This window comes from Bacillus sp. S71, from assembly GCF_016625265.1.
Classification (GTDB): Bacteria; Bacillota; Bacilli; order Bacillales; family Bacillaceae_G; genus Bacillus_A; species Bacillus_A cereus.
Genome location: NZ_JACVUW010000012.1, coordinates 116530 through 143256 on the forward strand (window position 1 = coordinate 116530; position 26727 = coordinate 143256).

The window sequence follows — 26727 nt, forward strand, 5'->3', positions numbered from 1 at the left end:
GAGGAGATATGTATGTCTTCTTAGTAGAGAAGAGAAGTCCCAAACAAAACAAAAAAAGCACGTAATCTGCCGCTACATGCTTTCTATCTTATAAGAAACCCACGACATACCTCTCGATAGCTCTCCACAAACGAAACGTTTGTGACAGTTCTGCACTTATTAAATGCAGACCCAGCAAGCGTGCATGGTGGACACGACTTACTTCGGCAACCATTCCTTTCTCATTCCTTCATCAATGCCACTACATCTCCTGAAATGATACTCTTAATGATTGCAACCTCTACCTCACCGAGATACGAATGAGGATTTAAATATTAAATTAACGTCTTTAAGAGTAACAAATGTATTTTTATACGTCAATGGATATAGTAATAATCAGATTATAGAGAAGAGTTTGTGATTAAAAGTAAGTTAAGAGAAGATGTAACGATTATTAGTTCTGCAGAAGAAACGGCGATAGAGTTAAGCACTATCTTACAGCACAAAGGAATTTTGTCTGACAATCTGAATCCGAAACATCGTTTTTTTACAACGGGATCTGTTTTATCATTTGAACATATTGCTGAGCGATGGCTAGGATATCACATTTCTGTAGAATGTGTACATTTGCTTATGAAAAATGCGTGTATGCATAATTAAGATTTAGTAAATTACTTTTTTAAATAAATCAGGTTCGTTTCATAAGAAGGAAAGAATAAGCTTTTAATTGAAATGATTAAGGTCATTTTAATTAAAGGAGAGGTTTGATTATGGAATTATCAAGATCTCAATTATTTGCTTTAGAGTATATTTCAAAATATGCAGAGAACGAAAAACGTGAGGCTAAAGCAACGATTAATCATATACTTAAAATGTCTAATATTACAGATGAAATATTTGAAGAAGCTGTCGCTAATTTAAAATCTCATGCAAGGATTGCTTTACACTTTCATCCAGACAGACTTGATTCGAGTATGAAAAGTGTTGCTGAAGCATTGTTTGAGCAAGGAGTATATAAAAGTCAATTTGAAACATTACTATCTAATGGAAGCGTATCTGCTTACCCTGGTGGTGAACGTGACCTTTGGGAAAAGAGAATATTTGGAGGGGCATATCAATTAGAAGGCGTAACGAATGATCAACGTCCAAAATACGGAGCGCTAAATTTGATGTTACATCCAGATGGGCCGGCTCCGCGTTTTGGATCCTGTTATTTTCTCTTATCTCCAAAAGTTTCTTCGCGCTCTACATATACGTATTTAGATTCACATCAAGATCCGAAAGAAAAGGGGACTTATGAGGAGTTTGATATGATTTTAGCTGCTCTTTTGGAAGAGGCATTCGTAAGAGATTTTGCAATTGGTGAAGGGAATTTGACTCCAACAATAATAATTAATCATTTATTGGCTAATCTGAAAAGGCCGTTTATAGATTTAGTAAGCAAAGAGCCAGCCCGTAATCTTAATCATTATATTGAAGCGCAGATTCATGGAGAGATTTCTCTTAAAGAAGACGTAGAGGTGCTTGTTGCAGATCCTTCATTTAAGGGTACGGATGTAGGAAGAGTTTTAGAAGAAATTTGCCTGAAGTATGCTATTGATTTGTATTGGCACATCGGTTTTGTACTTATGGTAGACGAAGTTCCGATGGATTTTAGAGGTTCAAAAATGCCATCTTTAGCAAGACGCATTGCAAGGAATCATTGTATCGATGCAAATATAATTGGCTCTGCTGTAGTGGATTTGAAGCGCAATCCATTATCTTGGAGTGATCGTGGCACTTATGAAGAAGTGCTTCAGGAATTAAAATTATTATGGCATGTTTTAGTTCGATTTGGAAAACCAAATCGGAAGTAGAATGAAATACTTCGTTTTTCGGAAGTATTTATATAGAAAAGAAGCTGATCTAAAAATAGATCAGCTTCTTTTTATAAGATTAAACTAAGTTTAATACAGTTACTTTTTCACGTGTCATAGACTCAAGGCTCTTACGAATACCTTGTGCGCCCATACCTGAACCTTTTACACCGATGAATGGGAAGTGATCAGGGCCGCGCTCTGTACGTCCGTTAATTTGAACAGAACCAGTTTCGATTTTGTTAGCAATTGCAAATGCTTTGTTAATGTCTTTTGTGAAGACACTTGCTTGCAGACCGAACTCTGATTTGTTAGCAATTTCAATTGCTTGCTCGTCTGAAGAAACACGGATGATTGGAAGGATTGGGCCGAATGGCTCTTCCCAAGCAACTTTCATCTCTTCTGTTACGTGATCGATTAATGTTGGGTAAATTAAGTTACGCTCACGTTTGTTACCGATAACGATTGTAGCACCTTTTTCTACAGCGTCGTCAACTAAACCTTGAACGAAGTCAGCAGACTTGTCGTCGATTAATGGAACGATTGTGCTATCTTGTTCTGGAGATCCAACTGATAGTTCAGCTACTTGTGCTTTTAATAAGCTAACAAGCTCGTCGGCTACGTTTTCGTGTACAAGTACACGTTTAATAGCTGTACAACGTTGACCAGAGTAAGAGAATGCACCGCTTACGATATGGTTTGCAGCATCTTGTAAGTCAGCATCTTCACGAACGATACCAGGATCTTTACCACCAAGTTCTAATACAAGTGGAATCATTGAAGCTTTTTTCGCTAAATGTTTACCTGTGTTTGTACCACCTGTGAACGATACCATATTGATGCCTTCGTGTTCTACTAAGTAGTCACCAATTACAGAACCGCGTCCTGTAGCTACGTTTACAAGACCTTTTGGAAGGCCAGCTTTGTGAAGTGCTTCAACCATTTTAATACCACTAATTGCACCTTGAGTTGCTGGTTTGAAAATAACAGCATTACCCATAATTAATGCTGGTGCAAGTTTTGCAGCAGATAAGTTTACTGGGTAGTTAAATGGTGCGATTGCTAATACAACACCAAGTGGTGCGCGTTGGATAATCGCAAGCTTAGATTTTGTACCGCCCGGGAAGCTATCGCCCATCATGCTTTCTCCGTGCATATGTAAAGCTTCTTCGATCGTGTAACGAATGAAGTCAGCTGTACGAACAACTTCTTTCTTCGCATCTTTATATCCTTTACCGACTTCTTTCATAATGATATCGGCAATTTCATCTTGCATATTTACGAGCTCATCAGCCCATTTATATAAGTATTTTGCGCGATCTTGTAGAGAAGCTTCTGCCCATGATTTTTGAGCTTCTTTTGCAGATGCAATTGCTTCATCTACTTCTCCGCGAGTAATTGCTTGTACTTGTCCAATTACTTCGTGTAAGTATGGAGATGGAATTTCGATTGTTTCTCCTGAAGAGCTTTCTCTCCATTCTCCGTTTAAATAAAATTTGTACGTATTGCTAGTTGTCATGATTAGTCCTCCTAAAATAGCAACTTGTAAGAGTGAGTATAAGGTGATTGTAGGGGGTTTGATAACATTTTTCAAATGAAATGTTTGTGAAAACGATTTCTTATTCTTTTTTTATTTTGTATGCCCTTTCTTACAGAACATTCTTTTATTTCAAACTGGTTTATTATGTCATGAACCAGTTTCATTTTCGTGTATTTTACTTTATGTGTAAAAAAACAATTGACAGAATACTCAATAAAGTTGTAAGATTATAAATGGAAAATAAATGAAGGGGGTGTGCGTAATGATTGTAATCGTAAATGTAATGAGCTTAGCTCTGTTAAATGGCAGAAAACATTTATATCATTACGCAACCCGTGCGGATATATAGGGCATCTTTGTCTTATAAAAAGCGTACGTTGCGTATATCGTAACGTACGCTTTTTATGCATTCCTGTGCATATCGTCAAGCGGCGGTATGCTTTTTTTTGTTTATTTTCCATATTCCTATATAAAACTTTGGAAGGTGGAAAAATGTGATGAGATTGTATGGGTTACGAAATGTAAATGTAATGGGTTTGGATAGTGGATAAAGAAATGAGAAATAAACGAGAACGAGAAGGGAGAGGTTACATTGTTATCAGTATTACTAAAGTTAAAGTGGTTTTTTAAAGAGCACTGGAAGAGATATAGTATCGCCATTGGAGCTCTTTTAATTGTAAATATAGTTGAAGTGATTCCCCCGAAAGTGTTAGGGGTTACGATAGATAACATAAAAACAGGAACGTTATCAAACGAAGCTATTATGCAATCTATTCTTATTTTAATAGGGGTTACGATCGTTGGATATGGCCTCACTTTCGTATGGCAACATCAATTGTTTGGCGGTGCATTTGTACTGGAGAAAACGATGCGCTCTAAATTTATGGGGCATTTACTTAAGATGACGCCGACTTTTTATCAAAAAAATCGTACTGGCGACTTAATGGCGAGGGCAACGAATGATTTAAAAGCAATCGCTATGACAGCTGGTTTTGGTATATTAACGCTTGTAGATTCTAGTTTATACATGCTTACGATCGTTTTTATGATGGGATTTACAATTAGTTGGGAGCTGACATTTGCAGCGCTTATCCCGCTTCCAATTATGGCGTATGCGATGAATATATATGGAAAGAAATTGCATGAAAGATTTACCGTTGCGCAAGATGCGTTTGGTGATATGAACGATAAAGTGCTTGAATCAATCGCTGGTGTGCGCGTTATTCGTGCATACGTACAAGAGAATGCAGACGAGGAAAGATTTCATCATTTAGGAGATGACGTCTACGAAAAAAATATGAAGGTAGCGAGAATTGATGCATTATTCCAACCAACTGTGAAAATGCTTGTCGGTCTTAGTTATTTAATCGGCTTAGTGTACGGTGCATACCTTGTGTTCCAGTCAAAAGTGACGCTTGGTGAACTCGTTTCTTTTAACGTGTATTTAGGGATGATGATTTGGCCGATGTTTGCAATTGGTGAATTAATCAATGTTATGCAAAGAGGAAATGCTTCGCTTGACCGTGTGAATGAAACGTTAGCGTATGAACCAGATGTAAAGGATCCGAAACATCCAAAGCTTGTACAGGAGCCGGATTATATTCAGTTTGATGATGTGTCTTTTTCATATCCTTCATCAACTGAAGAAAATTTAAAAAAGGTTTCTTTCACATTAAAGCAAGGAGAAACGCTAGGGGTTGTCGGAAAAACAGGAAGCGGGAAAACGACGCTTGTACGTCAGCTTCTTCGCCAATATCCGCTTGGAGATGGAGATATTGCAGTTTCTGATGTGACATTAGATAAAATAACGAATGAAAATGTACTCGGGTGGATTGGCTATGTACCGCAGGAGCATATTTTGTTCTCAAAAACAGCACGAGAAAATATTTTATTCGGAAATAGGGAAGCGACTGAAGAAGAACTAGAGAAAGCAATTGAAATTGCTGCGTTTAAAAAAGACTTAGAGTTTTTACCAGAAGGATTAGAAACGCTCGTTGGAGAGAAAGGTGTTTCTTTATCAGGTGGACAAAAGCAAAGGATTTCAATTGCGCGAGCTGTTATTCAAAATCCAGAAATTTTAATTTTGGATGATTCTTTATCAGCTGTAGATGCTCGTACGGAAGCAGCGATCATTGAAAATATAAGAACGGAAAGAAGCGGAAAGACAACGATTATTACGACGCATCGTTTATCTGCAGTGCAACATTCGGATTGGATTCTCGTTATGGATGAAGGCGCAGTTATAGAAGAAGGTACGCATGCTCAGCTTATCCAGAGCGGAGGCTGGTATGCTGAACAGTTTGAAAGACAACAAGGTGAAAGTGAAAGTGCGGATAGTGGGGTGAAAATATGAGCGTTTCAAAACGATTATTTCAATATGCGATGAAAGTGAAAGGGACGATTTTTGCTGCGATGTTAATGTTATTTATTTTCGTCATCGCAGAGCTTGCTGGTCCTTTCGTTGCTAAAACGATGATTGATGATCATATCGTCGGGATAGAGAAACCTTGGTATGAAACAGAAAAGAGTGAAGAAGCTGTTTCATATAATGGCGCTTTTTATAAGCGAAGTGATCGCTTTGAACAAGGCGAGACAAAAGGTAAAGAAGTACGTGTGATGCAAGTCGGTTTTCAATATTATTTTGTACCGAATAAAGTAAATGAGGAAGGGTCACGTACTGTAAAAGGGGATATGATTACCGTTCAAAATGGTAAAGCGGTGCAAGTTTATAAAGCGCAAGCATTAACAAAGGAAGAAGTATTTGCATTTTATAAGCCAGAAATAAACCGTCTATTATTACTTGGTGGTGGCTATTTCGCTTTATTAGTAGTCGTATCATTATTTGCATACGGAAAGCAGTTTTTCTTGCAGAAGGCAGCGAACAAAATTATTCAAATTATGAGGGAAGATGTTTTTTCTCATATTCAAACGTTGCCAATTCGGTACTTTGATCATTTACCGGCGGGGAAAATTGTTTCGCGCGTGACGAATGATACAGAGGCCATTCGTGATTTATATGTAACGGTGCTGGCAACATTCGTTTCTAGTATCATCTATATTATTGGGATATTCGCTGCGCTATTTTTATTAGATGTGAAGCTCGCTTCATTATGTTTATTAATTATCCCAATTTTAATTGTTTGGGCGATTCTTTATAGAAAATACGCGTCTGTATACAATCATAAAATGCGCTCTCGTTTATCTGATATTAACGGAACAGTGAATGAATCCATTCAAGGGATGCCAATTATTCAAGCGTTCCGTCAAGAGCGTGAAACGAAAAAAGAATTTGAAGAATTAAATGGCGATTATTTTAAGTATCAAAATAAAATTTTAAATTTAAATGCAGCAACTTCGCATAATTTAGTATCTGTATTAAGAAATATTGCTTTCACAGGAGTAATTTGGTATTTCGGCGGTGCGTCATTAAGTGCTACAGGTATTATTTCACTTGGGGTACTGTATGCGTTCGTCGATTATTTAACACGATTATTCTCGCCAATTACGAATATGGTGAACCAGCTTGCAAACTTAGAGCAAGCGCGCGTTGCATCAGAACGTGTCTTTGAATTGTTAGAGGAAAAAGGGGAAGCGGTAGAAGAAGAACGCATGCCTCGTTTAAAAGGAAATGTAAAATTTGATAATGTATCATTTTCTTATAATGGAAAAGATGAAGTGTTAAAAAATATTTCTTTTGAAGCGAAACAAGGCGAGACAGTGGCACTTGTTGGTCATACTGGATCAGGAAAAAGTTCTATCATGAATGTACTCTTTCAATTTTATGAGTTTGAAAAAGGAAAGCTTACGATTGATGGTCATGATGTAAGAGAAATGCCGAAACAAGCAACTCGTGAGCATATGGGAATCGTACTGCAAGATCCGTTTTTATTTAGCGGAACGGTCGCTTCCAATGTAAGCTTAGAAAACGAAAAAATTTCAAAAGAGCGTATCATAAAAGCATTGCATGATGTTGGTGCTGAAAGATTTGCAAACAATATAAATGAAGAAATTACAGAAAAGGGAAGTACGCTTTCCACTGGAGAACGTCAGCTTATTTCGTTTGCTAGGGCGCTTGCTTTTGATCCAGCTATCTTAATTTTAGATGAAGCAACATCTAGTATTGATACAGAAACAGAGGCGATGATTCAACAAGCGCTGGAAGTTGTGAAAAAAGGAAGAACGACGTTTATTATTGCTCACCGTCTTTCAACGATTAAAAGTGCGGATCAAATTATTGTGCTCGATAGAGGGACGATTTTGGAAAAAGGGTCTCATGATGAACTAATGAAAAAGCGTGGGCGTTATTATGATATGTATAAAACGCAAATGGAAGGCAATCAGAGTGCTTAATAGGTATGGAGGAGAACTTGTGATTTTCACAAGTTCTTTTTTATTGATGAACATGTCGACTCTTTAGCGAATTACGACAGTTAAATAAGAAGTATTGTTTTACCTTTTTCTTTATAAATGCTATATTAAAAAATGTTACTTATTTTTTGTATGTAGCGTTATTTTTCCCTTTTGTTTGATTATGAAGAAAAAGGATAAACTAAATAAGAACATTTTCATTGAAAAATTGTTCAAGATTGCATACAATCAATATAGTTTTTAAATTCCTATCAGAATACTTGGAGGATTACAATCATGAAGAAATTATTTTCAGTGCTTGCAGTAACTACATTAGCGATCGGGATTGTAGCCGGCTGCGGTAAAGAAGAGAAAAAAGATACAGCTAGTCAAGATGCGTTACAAAAGATTAAACAAAGCGGTGAACTTGTAATTGGTACAGAAGGTACATATCCACCATTTACGTTCCACGATTCAAGCAATAAATTAACTGGATTCGATGTTGAATTAGCAGAAGAAGTTGCAAAACGTTTAGGTGTAAAGCCTGTATTTAAAGAAACACAGTGGGATAGCTTACTTGCTGGTTTAGATGCAAAACGTTTCGATATGGTTGCAAACGAAGTTGGTATTCGTGAAGATCGTCAAAAGAAATACGATTTCTCTAAGCCATACGTTTCATCTTCAGCGGCATTAGTTATTGCAAAAGATAAAGATAAGCCTGCTACATTTGCTGATGTAAAAGGATTAAAAGGAGCACAATCTTTAACGAGTAACTATGCAGATATCGCTAAGAAAAATGGTGCGGAAATTATTGGTGTAGAAGGATTTAGCCAAGCAGCAGAATTATTAGCTTCAGGACGCGTTGATTTTACAATTAATGATAAGTTATCAGTATTAAATTATTTAGAAACGAAAAAAGATGCGAAAATTAAAATTGTAGATACTGAAAAAGAAGCTTCAGAAAGTGGATTCTTATTCCGTAAAGGTAGCGATAAGCTTGTACAAGAAGTAGATAAAGCGTTAGAAGATATGAAAAAAGACGGTACGTATGACAAAATAACGAAAAAATGGTTCGGTGAAAATGTATCTAAGTAGTGCATTGGTTTCAGATCGATTGTCTACTTGGATAGATATTATGCAGACTTCCTTCATGCCTATGCTGAAGGAAGCTGTTTTTACAACAATTCCATTAACGCTTATTACATTTATTATCGGGATTATACTGGCAACGTTAACAGCGCTCGCACGTATTTCTGGTAGTCGTATTTTACAATGGATTGCTCGTATCTATGTATCTATCATTCGCGGAACGCCACTTCTTGTACAATTATTTATTATTTTCTATGGACTTCCAACTCTTAATATTGAAGTTGAGCCATATACAGCAGCAGTTGTTGGATTTTCATTAAATGTCGGTGCATATGCATCGGAAATTATTCGTGCTTCTATCCTTTCCATTCCGAAAGGGCAGTGGGAAGCAGCTTACACAATTGGGATGACATACCCGCAAGCGTTAAAACGTGTTATTTTACCACAAGCGACGCGTGTATCAATCCCGCCGCTTTCAAATACATTTATTAGCTTAGTGAAGGATACTTCATTAGCATCGTTAATTTTAGTAACAGAAATGTTCCGAAAAGCGCAGGAAATTGCGGCGATGAACTACGAATTTTTAATTGTTTATTTTGAAGCAGGTCTTATTTATTGGGTTATTTGTTTCTTATTATCAATCGTACAACAGATGTTAGAAAAGCGTTCAGAACGCTATACGTTAAAATAATCCTTTTACAAAAGGAGTTTTTGTTTTTATGATTTCAATTCAACATTTACAAAAAAGTTTCGGAGATAATACCGTACTAAAGCATATAGATTTAACAGTTGAGAAGGGCGAGGTTGTTGTTATTATTGGGCCGTCTGGATCTGGTAAAACGACATTCTTGCGTTGTCTCAACGTACTAGAAACACCGGATGCTGGTAATATTAGCATTGGTAATAAAGAGCTTAATTTCGCTCAAAAAGTATCGAAGAAAGATATTGTAAATCTTCGTACACAAACAGGTATGGTCTTCCAGCACCATAACTTATTCCCTCATTTAACAGCACTTCAGAATGTAATGGAAGGGCTCATTACAGTGAAAAAAGTAGGGAAAGAAGAAGCAAAGAAAAAAGCAAACTATTTCCTTGAAAAAGTTGGTTTAGCAGATAAAGTGGATTTATATCCATTCCAATTATCAGGTGGACAACAACAGCGCGTTGGAATTGCGCGCGCGCTTGCGATGGAGCCAGAAGTGTTACTATTTGATGAGCCGACTTCAGCGCTTGATCCTGAACTCGTTCAAGAGGTTTTAAAAGTCATGAAAGAACTTGCTAAAGAAGGCATGACGATGGTTATTGTAACGCACGAAATGCGTTTTGCACATCAAATTGCCAACCGTGTTATTTTCATGGATGGTGGTGTCGTTGTCGAACAAGGTACACCAGAAGAAGTATTTACAAATCCAAAAGAAGAACGTACGAAGAAGTTTTTACAAATGTTGCAGTAAATTAAGAAAGGTCTCAGGGTATATGCCCTGAGACCTTTTTGCCATATATATTTATTTTTGGAATCCGCCAAGGCTTTGCTCAGCCATTGCAACTAGACGTTTTGTAATTTCTCCACCAACTGAACCGTTAGCGCGAGCCGTAGAATCTGCTCCTAATTGTACACCAAATTCTTGAGCGATTTCGTACTTCATTTGATCGATTGCAGCTGTTGCACCTGGTACTACTAATTGATTTGAAGAATTTTGGTTTGCCATAGGAATATATCCTCCTTAGAGTTATAAAAATTTTTTTTGGTTGGACTAGCTGGAGTTGAACCAGATTATCGCCCCGGTTGGCGCTAATCCATCGGTAATTAAGTTTGTACTCATAGTATGGATGTTACCTAGAAAGATATACGAAATAATAATTTGTAAATTTTGTCAAAAAAACGTATTGATTTTGTAAATTATGAAATAAGAGTAATCGTTGTATTTTTAAGAAAACAGGCCAAACTAAGGAGGATATTAAATATAATTTTCTCATTGTAGTCTGCTACTTGTAGGCTAATCATTAGCTTCTTATTTATGATTTATTGAAATGAAATCGGTAGCAACTTCATAGTTCTATTTTTAAGTAGGGATGGAGTGATCGCTCCTATGCATGGGTAGGTGCTCTCTTCAATCTAAAAAAGAGAGGCTTTAAACGATAACGTATGGAGGAATCATGATGGGGATTTGCCCGCTTTGCAACGCATTAGAATCACAAACATATTCTTGTCAAAATTGCCAAAGTATACTCCAAGATTATGGGAAGTCTGTAGATTACATAGACGATTATAGTGCCTATATGGATCAAGAATTATTAAGTGCAGTAGATGGTTTAACGCATAATAATTCAAATGAATATTGCAATCATATTTTTTATTGCGGAGTATGTAACGTGGAAACTGAGGTTGTAGTGAAACTTGTGTAAATAGAAAACTTCCACCTTATTATCTTGGTGGAAGTTTTTGTTTTTGTATTTGTGAGTGAATCATAGGGGAAGGGATATGTTCGGTGTTTGATGAAGTCCCGGATTTGATTTGAGACATTTTTTCTTTTGTATCACGTAAAGAATGTTCCGTTAAGTAGACGGCATATTCGTAAAATAATTGGCGCGTCATTTCACTTTGTTCTTTTAATTTTTTATCTTGAAATACAGTTCGCCCAGGTTTAGAGTTGGCTTCAAAGAGCCACGGATTTTCCTTTGTGTCTAAACCGATATCAAAACCGATTTCTCCAATATTTCCGGTTACTTGTTCATCGAGCGCGTAACTTATTTGTAAGGCAGTATGTTTTAATTTATTTTCAATTTGAACTTGTTTCGTTGAATCTGGAAAAAGTTCTTGTAGCAATTTTGTATCACCGCCGCTATTTATGTGCGTTGTTAAACTGCCTTTGCCGGCAATTTTGGCGACGATTGCACTAACTATCCAATTACCGAAATGATTTTTATTTGTATGAATGCGGAAATCAACAGGTTGCCCATCAAAGCGAAGTAACGAAATACCTTGCTGTACGATAAACTTTTTTAAATCATGTCCTTTTAATACGTGGTTTAGAAGAGTTTCTAATGATTGATACTTTCTCAGTTTATTTTCTTCATTTTCGCGATAACGACAGTAGTAGCAATTCTCTGTTTGAGAATAAAATATTTGATGAATATTTCTACCAAAGCTCCCGTGTATTGGTTTCATGTACACAGATTTATACGTGCCAAGAAACCGTTCTACTTGTTCAAAATGCTGAAATGCTTCTGTGTTTGGTAATAAGGGTCTAATTGATTCGTCTTTCATAAGAAGTTGATGAACTTCCCATTTATTAAAAAAACCTGGGTTAAACCATGGGATAGAGTAGTCATGTTCTAACTTTCTTTTTGCTCTGACGATTGGTTTATAATTTTCAGCTTGTCGATTCGGTAATCGATCGTAAATGACATTTGGTAAAGGGACCTTTTTCTTTATCCATTGTTTTTCTTGAAAGAAATATCCTTCAATCGTTTCTTCTTCCCAGTGTATATGTTGAACGCCAAAGACGAATACGAACGGTCGTAATGAGAATGGTGGTGTTAACAACTCACTGAGAGCAATTGAACGATTTCCTAAAGGGTTAGAAGAATCATCGTTAAAGCCAGTTGTAAAAATGCCGATTAATGGTCCGAAAATAATTGTTTGGTTTTGTGTGAATGCATGAATAGTAGTGGATTGAGGTAGTAAAAGTTTTTCGGCAATATGTTTTCCGATAATAATTTCGCGAGTAAAGGAATAATGAATTTTCACCTCTTCACTTGCAATGTGACGTATACCGAAGGAGAGGGATGTAATAGGTGGTGTAATAGAAAAAACGTAAGGTAAAGTAATACTATTTGGATGTTCATCTGAAATGTTTAATGTATATATATGTTCTTTCAAAATAGGTTTACCTCCTTTCATTATGGTGTAAAGCGACTGAATTTAAGTGGTCCGTGAAATATCTTTTCAGCTAATGAATCACTTTGACGAATGTATTGTTCGTAAGGGGGAATCGTGTTGACATACATAAGCCAAATTGCGCCTTTTTGATCCATAATTGTGGAAAGTTCTAGTTCAAATAACGAAGAATAAGACTGATCTAGTGTTTGGAATACTTCATTTATAATGTCGTGTAAAGCGTCTTGCAATAGTTGCACACCCGTACTAGATAGTACGTATTTAATTTTTGAAAATGAATGTAATGAATCATCGGCCGTTGCTGAGGGTAAAAGTTGATTAGGAAATGAGCTTTTTTGTATAAATTGACCGATAACAGTCCAAGTTTGTTCTTTGTTTTTTTGCAAAATGGTTCGAATGTGGAGTGGATATGTTAATTGATTTGGTGGTTGTAGCATAGTGTGCGCTATGTAACGGGATGAACGTATGTTAGATTTACACCAAGATATAAATTCGTCTGTCCGTTTTAATGGAAGAGAAGTATGGTATTTTTCATTTACTGTATCGATATGAAACGTTTTATTTTTGTAAGCAATTCGATATAAGTTATCCTTTGAATGTGTATTAGTGGGGCGTATAATAATATCTTTAGTTTTTAACAACAGTTTAAAAATGTTTTGTATCGTTGCCACTTCAAATTTTGGTATATAAGGAGACAGTTTTTTATTAGTGAGAAATAAATCATGTAGTTCACTTAAATTGATAAGTGTGTTATTTAAAAAGGTAGTGGAAGGACGATTGTGCAAAGAGTGAATAATTGATTTTGCTTTTTCAAAGTCTGTTTCCTCGTGAAAAGAATAACGATCATATATATAAGAAGGAATAGGGAATGTTTGCTCTTTCCATTTTCCTGTATCTGTATCGTAAATAAGACCAGAAATAAGGTCTGTTTTAGGATCAATACAAAATGGCGTAAACTGGGCAACGACATTATGATAAAGCCGAGCGCGTTTAGCGATTTCGGTGTAATACGTTTGTTCGTAATGAAGTTTAGAAGCTAAAAGACCGAGAACCAACGAAATCACTCCTTTACTACTATTTGCATAATAGGCGAAGCTATATATTGCAAATACGTTTTTATACCATTATACTTTTGTCCGTATGATGATATGCTATAGTTTTGGAGAAGTGAAAGGTTGATTGTAATGAATATATGGTTAAATATGTTAACGACGACAGGACTCGGAGCAATTATTGGGGGATATACGAATCATTTAGCGATAAAAATGTTATTTCGTCCTCATCGTCCTATTTATATCGGAAAGTTTCAAGTTCCATTTACACCAGGGTTAATTCCGAAGCGTCGTGATGAACTTGCTGTTCAATTAGGAAATATGGTTGTAGAACATTTGTTAACACCAGAAGGAATTGGAAAAAAGCTAACAAATGAAGAGTTTCAAAAAGGTTTAATTCACTGGGCGCAAGTGGAAGTGGATAAAGTAATTACGAATGAACAATCACTGCGACATATGTTAGAAAAATGGAATGTAGCGCATGTAGAAGAAGAAGCGACTCGAAAAATCGAACATGTTATTACAGAAAAAATTCATGCATTTTTAGCAGAGTATTATACATATACATGGGAACAGGCTTTACCTCATTCTGTAAATGAAAAAGTAGAGAATGCGATTCCGAATGTCTCGGCGTTTATTTTAGAGCGAGGAATTAGCTTTTTTGAAAGTGAAGAAGGGAAAGCACGTCTTTCAAAAATGATTGATGATTTCTTTGCTTCTCGCGGAACGCTGCTTAACTTAGTCGGAATGTTTTTAGGAAATGTAAGTGTAGTGGATCGTGTGCAGCCAGAAGTTATTAAGTTTTTAGGGCAAGATGCTACAAAGCAGCTTTTAACTGACGTACTGCAAAAAGAGTGGGAAAAGTTAAAAGGAAGAGATGTAAAAGAATTAGAAGCATTTGTAGAGAAAGAAATGATTGTAAGCTCCGTGCTGTCAGCAGTTAAAGTAGAGGAAACAGTGAGTAAGTTTTTAAATCAATCTGTTCAGCAAGTATGTGAACCAGTTCGAGAAACAATTATTGAAAAAGTGGTTCCAAGTGCAGTAGCGAAAGGCTTAAAGTGGGGAACAGAAAATGTAGAGAGTATACTAAATAATCTACACCTTGCGGAAATTGTCCAGCAAGAAGTGTCTACATTCTCAACAGAAAGATTAGAAGACTTAGTTCTGTCTATTACGAAAAACGAATTGAAAATGATTACGTATTTAGGAGCGTTATTAGGCGGAATGATCGGACTCGTACAAGGATTGTTACTATTGTTTCTTAGATAATAAGGTGAGTACATAGAAATAAAAGTGAAATTTCTTCACATCTCTTGCATAGTTTGATATGGTAAGAAGAGGTGCGTATGTAAATGCACTGAAAAGGCAGTGCGTATGAAAAGCGCTAGCCTTCTAAAGGAGGAAAAATAAAATGACAAAGAACATTCATGATGTTGCATATGAATTACAAAAAGCAATCGCTGAAAACGAAGACTTCAAAACTTTAAAAGAGAGCTACGCAGCAGTTCAAGCTGACACAGCTTCAAAGAACTTATTCGATGAGTTCCGTACAATGCAACTTAGCCTACAACAAAAAATGATGCAAGGCCAAGAAATCACTGAAGAAGACAACCAACAAGCACAAGAAGTTGTAGCTCGCATTCAACAAGATGCTAAAATTACAAAATTAATGGAAACTGAGCAACGCCTAAACGTTGTAATCGGTGACGTTAACAAAATTATCATGAAGCCACTTGAAGAATTATATAGCGCGCAACAACAAGCGTAATGAGAGAAGACGCTCCTAGTATAGGGGCGTCTTTTTCAGTGACAATAAAGGTGTTTAATTTTAGTATAAGAAATGTAATAGCCACCTATTAAAATTAACTTGTAGGTGGTTTTAAATTTATTTAAAACTAAATTTAATTGTTGTAGCCTTTAATTTATAAAAATAATAAAGTTGGTTAATTTTTCTTCAACTAATGCCGCTTATTGAAAAAAAGTAGCTTGCTCCATTTACTAAATTTTTATCCTGTTTTACATAGCTTAATCTGCCTCAACATCTTTTTCACCTAAATTTTGAACAAATCTTAATAGATAACCATCAGGATCCATAATTAAAAATTCTTTTTGTCCCTTTAATTTAGTATCAGCTCTATACCAATTCTCTTGAATATCAAATTTAATTGGATACTCGTTCTTTTTCAAACTAGCATATAGTGAATCAATATCATTTATGATAATTTGAAAATTGATTCCTCTTCCGTAGGGATAAGATAACTCCCCAGTACTCCAATGACCATTTACTTCTTCAATCATAATCTGGCAGTCATTTAAAGACAGTAAAGCAAACTTATCCTCTGGTCTTTGGTATTGAATTTTAAACAGGAGAATTTCCGAATAGAAATTTAAACTTTCCTCCATATCTGAAACTGATAGCTCTGGTATTAATGCATTGAGTTTGTGCAAAAATGCTGCCCCCTTTGCTTAAGTTATTGATTATTATAACACTCACTATAAATTCTTCTTCCATTAAACTACTTCGTTAGCCCTATAAGAAGTAAACAAGTTTATTATCTCTACACACGTCTTTTTTGTTTGTTATTTTTTGAAATACTCCGTTTTAATGTTTTTCTCCTTCAAAAACTTTTCAATTTCTTTTTGCTTCCTACCATTAACTTTCTCAAAGCGCTTTGTAAAAGAGAAATCAGTATTGAATAAGTTACCATCTTGAGCGAATTTTTCTATTTCCTGATCTAATTCTACTGAAAGTGCTGTAGATGCTGAAATATAATTATGAATTTCCTTTGAAGGCTGTTTGTAATCATCAGGAATCGTATTGTTACTAATAAAATGATGGAAGTTCGCATCGTTTTGTTTCGCTAAATCAATTAGTTTTTGTAATTTTTCTTGGTCAGATTCCGTGAAATTCTTATCAGAATTTGTTGAAGCGAGAGGGATGATATTTTCAGATAACTCCCAACTATAATCTATATAATTTTTTATATTTTGTTTCATTTCGTCTTCATTAATAGTTTCGTTTTTCTTTGAGGAACTAAATATATTTTCTGGAACTTTAATAGCAACATCTTTAATAGATTGTACATCGTTTTCTTCCTTAGGTTGTGCACTGTTTGAACAAGCTGATAGAAATAAAAGAGTAAGTAGCATGAGTGAATATAAAGTATATTTCTTCATTTTAATCTCCTTTTACATTCATTAGTGTCTTTGTAAAATAGCAATATTCCATTTCAAATACTTTACTAAAAGTGCATATAGATGTTTTACCATTTGATAAGATATGACGGATATGAGTAAACCGACGCAAAAAGCGATGAACACATTATAAACATCGGAATAACTAATTTGATGAAACCCTTTAAAGAATCCTAATCCTATTAATAAAATAGGCGAAATAATTAATACTGGCGTGGCAATGATAAGTGCTAGAAGAATCGGTAATAAAAAGAGTAGTACGAAAAAGGCGATAAAGATAAAGGCAAAGTTTAAAACACTTAAGCTCATAACAGAAAAAAGTGCAATTATCATATTTTTGAAGCTTCGTTTACTGTCAGCATTGCTTATTGCATAGGAAACAGTAAGTTCTTTAGCAATGGTTTTAGGGTTTCCTAGCTTTTTAGAAATTTCCTCTTCAGATATTCCATCTTGTTTACCACTAATAAAATGAGTTTCGTACTCCGAGATAATATCCTCCTTTTCTGAATTAGGCATATTCCGTAGGGAAGAACTAAGTTGTTCTAAAAATTCACTCTTGTTCATAACGATCACTTTCCTTTATAAAATGATGAATTATGGCTGAAAATCCTATCTTTTTTCTAAACAGCATACACAATCTATATCTACTTTTTGAAAGGAGATATACTAATCGTGAATAACATTCCAAATAATGGGTATTCCATTATTTACAAATATATCACTTGCTATTATTCTTTGCAAGGTACTATAAATTTGTTAATAATGTGAATAGGTGGAAGTATTTTTGTACATTTTTAGAAGAGATATAAAAATGTTATTTTAAGATAAACAAAAGGTTGTAAGCGCATTCTTTGAATGTTGTCAAAATAATGTCAAATTCATATTGTTGGAAAAATAATGCATTTGTAATATAATGATAAATATACTTCACCAGCTTAATTAACTAGGTGAAATTAAAATCTTTATTACACACATTATGAAATAAAGGGTGATTAGTTTTGAGTACAGGTGTAAAAGCAAACGACGTGAAGACAAAAACAAAGGGAGCAGATCTTGTTGTTGATTGTTTAATTAAACAAGGTGTTACACATGTTTTCGGTATTCCAGGAGCAAAGATTGACTCTGTATTTGATGTATTGCAAGAAAGAGGACCAGAGTTAATCGTTTGTCGTCATGAACAAAATGCAGCATTTATGGCAGCTGCTATTGGTAGATTAACAGGGAAACCGGGCGTATGTCTTGTAACTTCAGGACCAGGGACATCAAATTTAGCGACAGGTCTTGTTACTGCGAATGCGGAGAGTGATCCCGTTGTTGCTTTAGCTGGTGCAGTACCGCGTACGGATCGATTAAAACGTACGCATCAATCTATGGATAATGCTGCACTATTCGAACCAATCACAAAATATAGCGTAGAAGTAGAGCATCCTGATAATGTGCCAGAAGCACTTAGTAATGCATTTCGAAGTGCGACTTCCACAAATCCGGGAGCTACTTTAGTAAGTCTTCCGCAAGACGTTATGACTGCGGAAACAACTGTAGAGTCTATCGGTGCGCTTTCTAAGCCACAGCTTGGAATCGCTCCCACAAATGATATTACATATGTAGTAGAAAAAATAAAATCAGCGAAATTACCAGTTATTTTACTCGGTATGAGAGCGAGCACAAATGAAGTGACGAAAGCTGTTCGTAAATTAATTGCGGATACAGAACTTCCTGTCGTTGAAACATATCAAGCAGCTGGTGCGATTTCACGTGAGTTAGAAGATCATTTCTTCGGCCGCGTTGGATTATTCCGTAACCAACCAGGTGATATTTTACTAGAAGAAGCAGACCTTGTGATTTCTATCGGTTATGATCCAATCGAGTATGATCCAAAGTTCTGGAATAAACTTGGCGACAGAACGATTATTCATCTTGACGACCATCAAGCAGATATCGACCATGATTACCAACCAGAGCGTGAATTAATTGGTGATATTGCCTTAACGGTAAATAGCATCGCGGAGAAATTACCGAAACTTGTATTAAGTACGAAATCAGAAGCGGTATTAGAACGATTACGCGCAAAATTATCAGAACAAGCAGAAGTTCCAAATCGTCCTTCAGAAGGTGTTACGCATCCACTTCAAGTGATTCGTACACTTCGTTCTTTAATTAGTGACGATACAACCGTTACATGTGACATCGGTTCCCATTCTATTTGGATGGCGAGATGTTTCCGTTCTTATGAACCACGTAGATTATTATTTAGTAACGGTATGCAAACGTTAGGTGTTGCACTTCCTTGGGCAATCGCAGCTACTTTAGTAGAACCAGGTAAAAAAGTAGTTTCCGTATCAGGTGACGGTGGTTTCTTATTCTCAGCGATGGAGTTAGAAACGGCGGTACGTTTAAATTCTCCAATCGTCCATCTTGTTTGGAGAGACGGCACATATGATATGGTTGCATTCCAACAAATGATGAAATACGGCAGAACATCAGCTACAGAGTTTGGCGATGTGGATCTTGTGAAATATGCGGAAAGTTTCGGGGCGTTAGGTCTGCGTGTTAACATGCCTGATGAATTAGAAGGGGTATTAAAAGAAGCATTAGCAGCAGATGGTCCTGTCATTATTGATATTCCAATCGACTATCGTGACAATATTAAATTAAGCGAAAAATTATTACCAAACCAATTAAACTAATGGAGGCAGATTTGAGATGACTGTTGCGCAATTAATTGATATTGATGCAAAAAAAACGAAAACGAGTAATGAAGTATATCAAACATCTACAATGCTTGCGCTATTAGATGGTATATATGATGGTGTGATTAGCTTTGAAGATTTGAAAAAACATGGTGATTTTGGCATCGGCACATTTGATCAATTAGATGGTGAAATGATTGCATTTGATAATGAATTTTATCATTTACGTTCAGACGGTTCAGCAGAAAAAGTAGAGCCAGAAGAAACAACGCCATTTGCGACTGTAACGTTTTTTGAAAAAGAAATGAGTTATACGGTAGAGCGTCCGATGAATCGTGAAGAAGTTGAAGCGTTATTACATGAATTAATGCCAAGTAAAAACTTGTTTTACGGTATTCGAATGGACGGTACGTTCCGTGAAGTAAGGACGAGAACTGTTCCAAGACAAGAAAAACCGTATACACCGCTCGTTGAAGTGACGAAATCACAACCAATCTTTTCATTTGAAAATACAGAAGGTACGCTTGCTGGATTTTGGACACCAGATTATGCGCAAGGTATTGGAGTAGCTGGATTCCACTTACATTACATTGATGATGAAAGAAGCGGGGGTGGACATGTTTTCGACTATGTTATAGAAAACTGTACGATTCAAATTTGTCAAAAAGCTCATATGCATTTAGCACTTCCAGAAACAGCTGATTTTATGGCGGCTGAATTATCAAGAGAAAACTTAGAGGATAATATTGCAACTGCGGAAGGTGCAGAGTAAAAGGGAAAGACTGTTCCATTTTGGAACAGTCTTCTTTTATTCGTAATGTTATTATTTGTCGATAAATCGATATTTCTTGTCGAACCGTTGATATATTGTAAGTTATGATAGATATATTTGAAAAATTGTTGATATTGCTTATTTCTTTGAAACAAACGGATGTCCCTCATAATAAAAACGCCACGGATAATGTACAGCTTCTTCTGCATAGTCGATATTAATACGAGGTCCTGCTGCTATTTTATATTGTGATGATATGTGTTCATCTTTTGGGACGAGTTCAATATGTAATGTGTCACTTTGTAATGATAAGCCTCGTTCTTCTAAAGTAATTCCGAGGGCACGGCATAGTTTGCCAGGACCGTTTGTTAAATTTTTGTACTGCGCTTTTGTAATGTCTGTTTTGTTGTAGCGTGCTAGTTTTATTTCTTCTATTCCATTTACCGGCTCAAGGGCTCGAATGAGAACACCTTGCGGGGTGCCAACTGGTGCTGTAATAACGTTAAAACAATGATACATACCGTAAATTAAATATACGTAAGCATGCCCTGGTGCGCCAAACATGACTTCTGTGCGGTCTGTCCGTCTGCCGCCGTAACTATGTGCGGCCTTATCATCTGGGCCTTTATATGCTTCTACTTCTACAATGATTCCGCTTCGCTTTATTCCGTCTACAATATGAACGAGTTTTTGCCCGAGTAATTTTTTTGCTACTTCTAACGTATCGCCTTCATAAAAGGAAGGAGGTGCCTGCATTGTACTATCTCCTTTACTAAGTGTATATGTATATAGTAAACCAAATTTTCAGTAGTAATTCTAACTCGTTCTATTTATCGGGTGTATTTCATAAATTATGGATAGAGTACAACAGCGAAGAGGGGGAGTGCGACATGATTTATCGCTTACTAGCTCTTAATATAGATGGGACACTACTATACAACAATGGAAAAATTGCAAAAGGATTAAGAGAAACAATTGAATTTGTGAAAAGAAAAGATGTATACGTTACGTTATTTACGAGCCGTAATTTTCAATCCGCTCATAAAGTAGCAAAGGCGTTAAAATTAGATTCTATATTAGTGACACATGGTGGTGCTTTCGTTTCAGCAACGTTAGATAAGCCGTACGTTCAAAGAAGATTATCTGAAGAGAAGACTTTTAACATTGTGCAAGTGTTAGAGCACTTTGATTGTAACGTACGTATTTCTCATGAACGGTTTTCGATAGGAAATCGTGAGAGAAATACACCAAACTTAATTGCGCGCACTGTATTATCAAGCGCAGATCCGTTATTTTATCCAGTTCAATTTGTAGATTCGTTAGGTGACGCGCTTCGTGACCATCCGGTAGCGGCGCCAAAAATTGATGTTCTTTTCCAAACTAAGGGTGAAAAAGAAAGAGGGCTGAACACATTAAGAAAAGCATTCCAAGATGTAGAGTATGTCGAATGTGATTCAAAACGAATAGAAATCTTGCCGCAAAATGTATCAAAGTTACGCGGATTACAATTGCTTGGAGAGCATTTAAATATTTCGCTAAATGAGATGGTTGCGATTGGAGATAGTATGGAAGATTTAGAGGTTATTGAAAACGTGGGACTTGGTGTAGCGATGGGAAACGCGCCTGTAGAATTAAAGCAAGCAGCAGATTGGATTACACGTTCAAATAGTGAGAACGGTGTAGAGTACATGATTAAAGAGCATTTCCGTAAGCAATTCCCGCTTCCGTTTTTGAAGAATCATAAAAATACACCGAAACGATGAAAGAAAAACGTAGCTTTTTGGCTACGTTTTTTTTGTTGAGATTATTAAAAGGAATGAAAACGTTTTAAAATGTGAATTGTGTATGAAATGTATACAATTCACTTGAATCCTTTAGAAAACTAATGTAAAGTGAATGATGTTGTCAAAATAGTTACACCACATGAAATATTCTTCAGATTAATTTTATTGGGCTCCCATACGTAAAAGTATTTCCGCATGACAGTTTAGTTCACGTATTATTTCAAAAATGAATGGTAGTAATTTTATTAAGTAGTTGTAGCGTTCCTTTGTTGTATTTAAATGGATTATTTTAAGTTAATGTGAGTAAGACCTGGTACATATGAAATGTGCTTCTTTTTGTGATTTTAGGAAGTTTAAAAGGGGGAATGAATTTCTTGAGGAAATCATTTAATCAAAAAATTAAAAAGTTAAGTAGTAGTTTAATAGTTGTATTACTAATATGTATGAATTTTTTAATCCATTTACCATTTAAAGCAGAGGCAGCTACAACAGAGTTAAAAGGTTTAGGTGATGTATCTTATTACAACGCCATCATTTTTGGAGATCATAGTGCAACGAGTGCGGATATTGAAGGTGCGATGGCTGTTCAGAAAAATATGAACGCATCAAGTTATACAGTCGTAGCGGCTGCAACTGGAGCAAATAACTTAGCTGGAGCAACTTGGGTAGATGAAGGATATCCATCATTATTACTAGGCGGTCAATTTACGAAAGCGGGAGCAGGACAAGTAATTATTCAAGATGGAACAGTGGCGATGACAAAAGACGGTGATCCAGATGGCGCAATGAAAACGTCATATGACCGTATCTCTTATAAAGAGCAAGCGGAGATTGATGCTAAGTTTAAAGAATTTAGAAAAGACGTTGATGGTGTAATTGGGGATGCAAGTAAACTACACACTGATAAGCCAAAACCTAATATGAGCTTTGGAATCGGTGAAGATGTAAACAACCCTAATATTTACGTCTCTTCAGGCCAGACGGGAAAGAAAGCATTCGATGTAAAAGACGTTTTTCTTCCGAATGTAGAGAATAAAGACTTTATTGTTATTTATTCAGATGCAGAAGAAGTGAGTTTTGGTGGCGGTGCAATTTTGTATGATACAAGAAATACTGGGATGGCGACGGATTTAATTAATACATCTCAAGCATACGACCCTAATTCATCTTTTACTGAGTTAGCTAGTAAAGTAATTTGGGTATTTCCTAATGCTACAAAGATAACAACTAAAGGTTATGGTGTAGTAGGTAGTGTGTTTGCACCTAATGCAGTTGTAGAAACAAAAGGTGGTTCTATTAATGGACAAGCCTATGTTGGAGGATTACACCAAAGAGATGGTTTTGAAGTTCATAACTTTAAATTTAACTGGCCAAAGTGGAATAAACCAGCAGCCGAAAAAGGAAATTTACAAATTAAAAAAGTTGATGAAAATGATAAAAACATTGTTTTAAAAGACGCAAAATTTGATGTTATAGACAAAGATAATAACGTTGTGGCTACTGTTACAACAAACGAAAAGGGTATTGCGGAAGTTAAAGATTTACCACTTGGTGACTATTTTGTAAAAGAAATAAGTGCACCAGAAGGATATATAAAAGTTGATACACCAGTCAAAGTAACAATTGATAATACAAACGTAATTGAACTTGTTATGAAGAATACGAAAAAAGTAGAGAATGGCCAATTTAAATTATTGAAAAAAGATAGTGAATCTGGTCAACTTCTACCAGGTGCAAAATTTGATGTTATCGATAAAGATGGGAAAGTTGTGGAAACAATTGTTACAGATGATAAAGGTGAAGCCTTATCGAAACAACTTCCAGTTGGAAGCTATACATTAAAAGAAGTAGAAGCACCGAAAGGATATGAATTATCATCTAGTTCAGTTTCTGTTGATATAGAGGCTAATAAAGTAGTGACTGTAGATGTGGTGAATAAAAAGATCCCCGAAAAAGTAACAGGTCAATTTGAAATTGTGAAAGTAGATGCGGAAGATAAAACGAAAGTATTATCAGATGCAGAATTCGAAGTGTATAAAGATGGTAAAAAAGTAGATACGTTACGAACAGATAAAACTGGTAAAGTAGTTTCTCAGAAATTAGAACCAGGAAAGTACACATTAAAAGAAACGAAAGCACCACAAGGATATAAATTGCTAAAAGAAGAAATTGAAGTCGTTGTGGAAGCAAACAAAGTAGTAGAAGTACAAATAGAAAACGCAAAAGAACTAGGAAGCTTACAAGTAACCAAAAAGGATGCAGAGAGTGGAAAAGTTCTAGCAGGTGCAGAATTTAAACTAAAAAATGAAGCTGGTCAAGTAGTTGGAGAAGCGAAAACAACGAATAAAGACGGCGTTGTGAAATTCGAAAGCTTAGTGCCAGGAAAGTATACGTTAGAGGAAACAAAAGCGCCAGAAGGTTATAAAGCGTTAGAAGTGACAGTAGAAGTGAACGTTGTAGCGAACGAAGTAGTAAAACAAGAAGTTACGAATGAAAAAGTAACGGGTCAATTCGAAATCGTGAAAGTAGATGCGGAAGATAAAACGAAAGTATTATCAGATGCAGAATTCGAAGTGTATAAAGACAGCAAGAAAGTAGATACGTTACGAACAGATAAAACTGGTAAAGTAATTTCTCAGAAATTAGAACCAGGAACATACACATTAAAAGAAACGAAAGCACCACAAGGATATAAGTTGTTAAAAGAAGAAATTGAAGTCGTTGTGGAAGCGGACAAAGTAGTAGAAGTACAAGTAGAAAATGCAAAAGAACTAGGAAGCTTACAAGTAATCAAAAAGGATGCGGAGAGTGGAAAAGTTCTAGCAGGTGCAGAATTTAAATTAAAGAACGAAGCTGGTCAAGTAGTTGGAGAAGCGAAAACAACGAATAAAGACGGCGTTGTGAAATTCGAGAGCTTAGTGCCAGGAAAGTATACGTTAGAAGAAACGAAAGCGCCGGAAGGTTATAAGGCGCTAGAAGTGACAGTAGAAGTAAACGTTGTAGCGAACGAAGTAGTAAAACAAGAAGTTACGAATGAAAAAGTAACGGGTCAATTTGAAATCGTGAAAGTGGATGCGAATGATAAAACGAAATTGTTATCAGGTGCAGAATTCGAAGTGTATAAAGGTGGTAAGAAGGTAGCGGAACTGAAAACAGATGAGAGTGGAAAAGTCATGTCACCAAAATTACCGTTAGGTGAATACACAGTGAAAGAAACGAAAGCACCAGCGGGCTACAAGCTTTCAAATAAAGAATGGAAAGTAACAATTCAAAACGAGAAAGAAGTAGTAAAAGTAGAGGCAGAAAACGAAATAATCTTAGGTTCTCTACAAATTATTAAAATGGATGATAAAGATCAAACGAAACGCTTAGCAGGCGCAGAATTTACATTGAAAGATGCGAGAGGAAATGTTGTAAAAGAAGGAATTACAACAGATAAGTCTGGAACGGTTAAAGTAGACGGACTTGTGCCAGGTGAATATACGTTAGAAGAAACAAAAGCACCAGAAGGTTATGAGTTAACAAAACAAATAATTCATGTAACAGTTGACGGTGAAAAAGTTATTGATGTAAAAGTAACGAATGGTAAGAGCCTTGGGCAATTCGAAATCGTAAAAGTAGATGCAGAAGATAAAACGAAAGTATTATCAGATGCAGAATTCGAAGTGTATAAGGATGGTAAAAAAGTAGATACGTTACGAACAGATAAAACTGGTAAAGTAATTTCTCAGAAATTAGAGCCAGGAACATACAAATTAAAAGAAACGAAAGCACCACAAGGATATAAGTTGTTAAAAGAAGAAATTGAAGTCGTTGTGGAAGCAGACAAAGTAGTAGGAGTACAAATAGAAAACGCAAAAGAACTAGGAAGCTTACAAGTAATCAAAAAGGATGCAGAGAGTGGAAAAGTTCTAGCAGGTGCGGAATTCAGATTGAAAAACGAAGCTGGTCAAGTAGTTGGAGAAGCGAAAACAACGAATAAAGACGGCGTTGTGAAATTCGAAAGCTTAGTGCCAGGAAAGTATACGTTAGAAGAAACGAAAGCGCCGGAAGGTTATAAGGCGTTAGAAGTAACAGTAGAAGTAAATGTTGTAGCAAATGAAGTAGTAAAACAAGAAGTTATGAATGAAAAAGTGAAAGAAGAAATTACAGGTCAATTAGAAATTACAAAGGTAGATGCCAATAATACAAATAAAACATTAGCAGGCGCAGTGTTTGAAATTTGGAAAGACGGAATAAAAATCGACACATTAACAACAAATAAGAGCGGTAACGCGACTTCTAAGAAGTTAGAACCAGGAGATTACACTTTAAAAGAAATCGAAGCGCCAGAAGGATATACTTTATCCGATAAGGAAATGAAATTTACGATTTCTAATGAAAAAATTGAAGTTGTAAAGCTTCAAATTACAAATAAAAAAGATACAGATAAAGATCCGGAAAAACCAGGTGAAGGAACAGGGAAGCCTGATGAAGGAACAGGGAAGCCTGATGAAGGAACAGGGAAGCCTGATGAAGGAAC

At 35.8% G+C, this 26727-nt stretch carries 22 protein-coding genes and 1 riboswitch; of the genes, 14 read left to right on the plus strand and 8 right to left on the minus strand.

Annotation, left to right across the window (positions count from 1 at the left end):
* Positions 1–109: 109 nt before the first annotated feature.
* Positions 110–291, minus strand: a riboswitch (Lysine riboswitch).
* 105 nt (positions 292–396) lie between these two features.
* Together IBT51_RS22140 and IBT51_RS22145 are read left to right on the plus strand one after the other, a co-directional pair.
* Positions 397–639, plus strand: a complete 243-nt coding sequence (locus IBT51_RS22140; RefSeq protein ID WP_088022388.1) for an aspartate/glutamate racemase family protein — start codon at positions 397–399, stop codon at positions 637–639.
* 110 nt (positions 640–749) lie between these two features.
* A complete protein-coding gene (locus IBT51_RS22145; protein WP_200458765.1) occupies positions 750–1835 on the plus strand; it encodes a DUF3626 domain-containing protein in 1086 nt (361 codons plus the stop codon).
* A gap of 79 nt (positions 1836–1914) precedes the next feature.
* On the opposite strand, the gene gapN is transcribed toward IBT51_RS22145, so the two are convergent.
* Entirely contained in the window at positions 1915–3354 is a 1440-nt protein-coding gene (gene gapN / locus IBT51_RS22150) for an NADP-dependent glyceraldehyde-3-phosphate dehydrogenase (protein WP_000213634.1), read from the minus strand.
* 613 nt (positions 3355–3967) lie between these two features.
* On the opposite strand from gapN, the gene IBT51_RS22155 reads away from it, so the two are divergent.
* From IBT51_RS22155 to IBT51_RS22175, 5 genes are all read left to right on the plus strand, one after another.
* On the plus strand, positions 3968–5728 hold the full coding sequence (locus IBT51_RS22155; protein WP_053565156.1) for an ABC transporter ATP-binding protein: 1761 nt from the start codon (positions 3968–3970) through the stop codon (positions 5726–5728).
* Positions 5725–7725, plus strand: a complete 2001-nt coding sequence (locus IBT51_RS22160) for an ABC transporter ATP-binding protein (RefSeq protein WP_053565155.1) — start codon at positions 5725–5727, stop codon at positions 7723–7725. The genes IBT51_RS22155 and IBT51_RS22160 overlap by 4 nt, the downstream gene beginning before the upstream one ends.
* A 294-nt stretch (positions 7726–8019) precedes the next feature.
* Complete coding sequence (locus tag IBT51_RS22165) at positions 8020–8817, plus strand: amino acid ABC transporter substrate-binding protein (RefSeq protein ID WP_000732843.1); 798 nt, start codon at positions 8020–8022, stop codon at positions 8815–8817.
* The gene (locus tag IBT51_RS22170) at positions 8804–9502 is read left to right on the plus strand and encodes an amino acid ABC transporter permease (protein WP_000281499.1); all 699 of its coding nucleotides are present in this window, start codon (positions 8804–8806) and stop codon (positions 9500–9502) included. Before IBT51_RS22165 ends, IBT51_RS22170 begins: the two co-directional genes overlap by 14 nt.
* A 28-nt stretch (positions 9503–9530) precedes the next feature.
* The gene (locus IBT51_RS22175) at positions 9531–10265 is read left to right on the plus strand and encodes an amino acid ABC transporter ATP-binding protein (protein WP_053565154.1); all 735 of its coding nucleotides are present in this window, start codon (positions 9531–9533) and stop codon (positions 10263–10265) included.
* A gap of 51 nt (positions 10266–10316) precedes the next feature.
* On the opposite strand, the gene sasP is transcribed toward IBT51_RS22175, so the two are convergent.
* On the minus strand, positions 10317–10520 hold the full coding sequence (gene sasP, locus IBT51_RS22180; protein ID WP_000013339.1) for a small acid-soluble spore protein, SasP family: 204 nt from the start codon (positions 10518–10520) through the stop codon (positions 10317–10319).
* Between the two features lie 451 nt (positions 10521–10971).
* Between sasP and IBT51_RS22185 the strand changes: the two genes are divergently transcribed.
* On the plus strand, positions 10972–11217 hold the full coding sequence (locus tag IBT51_RS22185; RefSeq protein ID WP_000510474.1) for a hypothetical protein: 246 nt from the start codon (positions 10972–10974) through the stop codon (positions 11215–11217).
* 19 nt (positions 11218–11236) lie between these two features.
* Here the strand turns inward: IBT51_RS22185 and IBT51_RS22190 are convergent, their stop codons facing one another.
* Together IBT51_RS22190 and IBT51_RS22195 are read right to left on the minus strand one after the other, a co-directional pair.
* The gene (locus tag IBT51_RS22190; RefSeq protein WP_200458766.1) at positions 11237–12694 is read right to left on the minus strand and encodes a YheC/YheD family endospore coat-associated protein; all 1458 of its coding nucleotides are present in this window, start codon (positions 12692–12694) and stop codon (positions 11237–11239) included.
* 20 nt (positions 12695–12714) lie between these two features.
* Positions 12715–13767 carry a YheC/YheD family endospore coat-associated protein gene (locus IBT51_RS22195; RefSeq protein ID WP_200458767.1) on the minus strand — a complete coding sequence of 351 codons (1053 nt, stop codon included), beginning with the start codon at positions 13765–13767 and terminating at the stop codon, positions 12715–12717.
* Positions 13768–13896: 129 nt separating this feature from the next.
* On the opposite strand from IBT51_RS22195, the gene IBT51_RS22200 reads away from it, so the two are divergent.
* Together IBT51_RS22200 and IBT51_RS22205 are read left to right on the plus strand one after the other, a co-directional pair.
* The gene (locus IBT51_RS22200) at positions 13897–15033 is read left to right on the plus strand and encodes a DUF445 domain-containing protein (protein ID WP_142339035.1); all 1137 of its coding nucleotides are present in this window, start codon (positions 13897–13899) and stop codon (positions 15031–15033) included.
* Positions 15034–15175: 142 nt separating this feature from the next.
* Positions 15176–15532 (plus strand): YlbF/YmcA family competence regulator, encoded by a 357-nt coding sequence (locus IBT51_RS22205; RefSeq protein WP_000164614.1) that lies wholly within the window; start codon positions 15176–15178, stop codon positions 15530–15532.
* A 257-nt stretch (positions 15533–15789) separates the two neighbouring features.
* Here the strand turns inward: IBT51_RS22205 and IBT51_RS22210 are convergent, their stop codons facing one another.
* From IBT51_RS22210 to IBT51_RS22220, 3 genes are all read right to left on the minus strand, one after another.
* Positions 15790–16212 (minus strand): bleomycin resistance protein, encoded by a 423-nt coding sequence (locus tag IBT51_RS22210; RefSeq protein ID WP_082188056.1) that lies wholly within the window; start codon positions 16210–16212, stop codon positions 15790–15792.
* Between the two features lie 132 nt (positions 16213–16344).
* A complete protein-coding gene (locus IBT51_RS22215) occupies positions 16345–16941 on the minus strand; it encodes an NDxxF motif lipoprotein (protein WP_200458768.1) in 597 nt (198 codons plus the stop codon).
* Between the two features lie 21 nt (positions 16942–16962).
* Positions 16963–17523, minus strand: a complete 561-nt coding sequence (locus IBT51_RS22220; protein ID WP_023521266.1) for an HAAS signaling domain-containing protein — start codon at positions 17521–17523, stop codon at positions 16963–16965.
* 434 nt (positions 17524–17957) lie between these two features.
* Here IBT51_RS22220 and alsS point away from each other — a divergent pair, with 434 nt between their 5' ends.
* A complete protein-coding gene (gene alsS, locus IBT51_RS22225; protein WP_088022109.1) occupies positions 17958–19646 on the plus strand; it encodes an acetolactate synthase AlsS in 1689 nt (562 codons plus the stop codon).
* A 16-nt stretch (positions 19647–19662) separates the two neighbouring features.
* Complete coding sequence (gene alsD / locus IBT51_RS22230; protein WP_000215024.1) at positions 19663–20421, plus strand: alpha-acetolactate decarboxylase; 759 nt, start codon at positions 19663–19665, stop codon at positions 20419–20421.
* Positions 20422–20559: 138 nt separating this feature from the next.
* Here the strand turns inward: alsD and IBT51_RS22235 are convergent, their stop codons facing one another.
* Entirely contained in the window at positions 20560–21177 is a 618-nt protein-coding gene (locus IBT51_RS22235) for a DNA-3-methyladenine glycosylase (protein ID WP_001148798.1), read from the minus strand.
* A gap of 134 nt (positions 21178–21311) precedes the next feature.
* On the opposite strand from IBT51_RS22235, the gene IBT51_RS22240 reads away from it, so the two are divergent.
* Positions 21312–22184 (plus strand): Cof-type HAD-IIB family hydrolase, encoded by an 873-nt coding sequence (locus tag IBT51_RS22240; RefSeq protein WP_000640430.1) that lies wholly within the window; start codon positions 21312–21314, stop codon positions 22182–22184.
* Positions 22185–22570: 386 nt separating this feature from the next.
* The coding region (locus tag IBT51_RS22245) for an MSCRAMM family protein (protein ID WP_234465814.1) at positions 22571–26727 on the plus strand (4157 nt) is incomplete at its 3' end.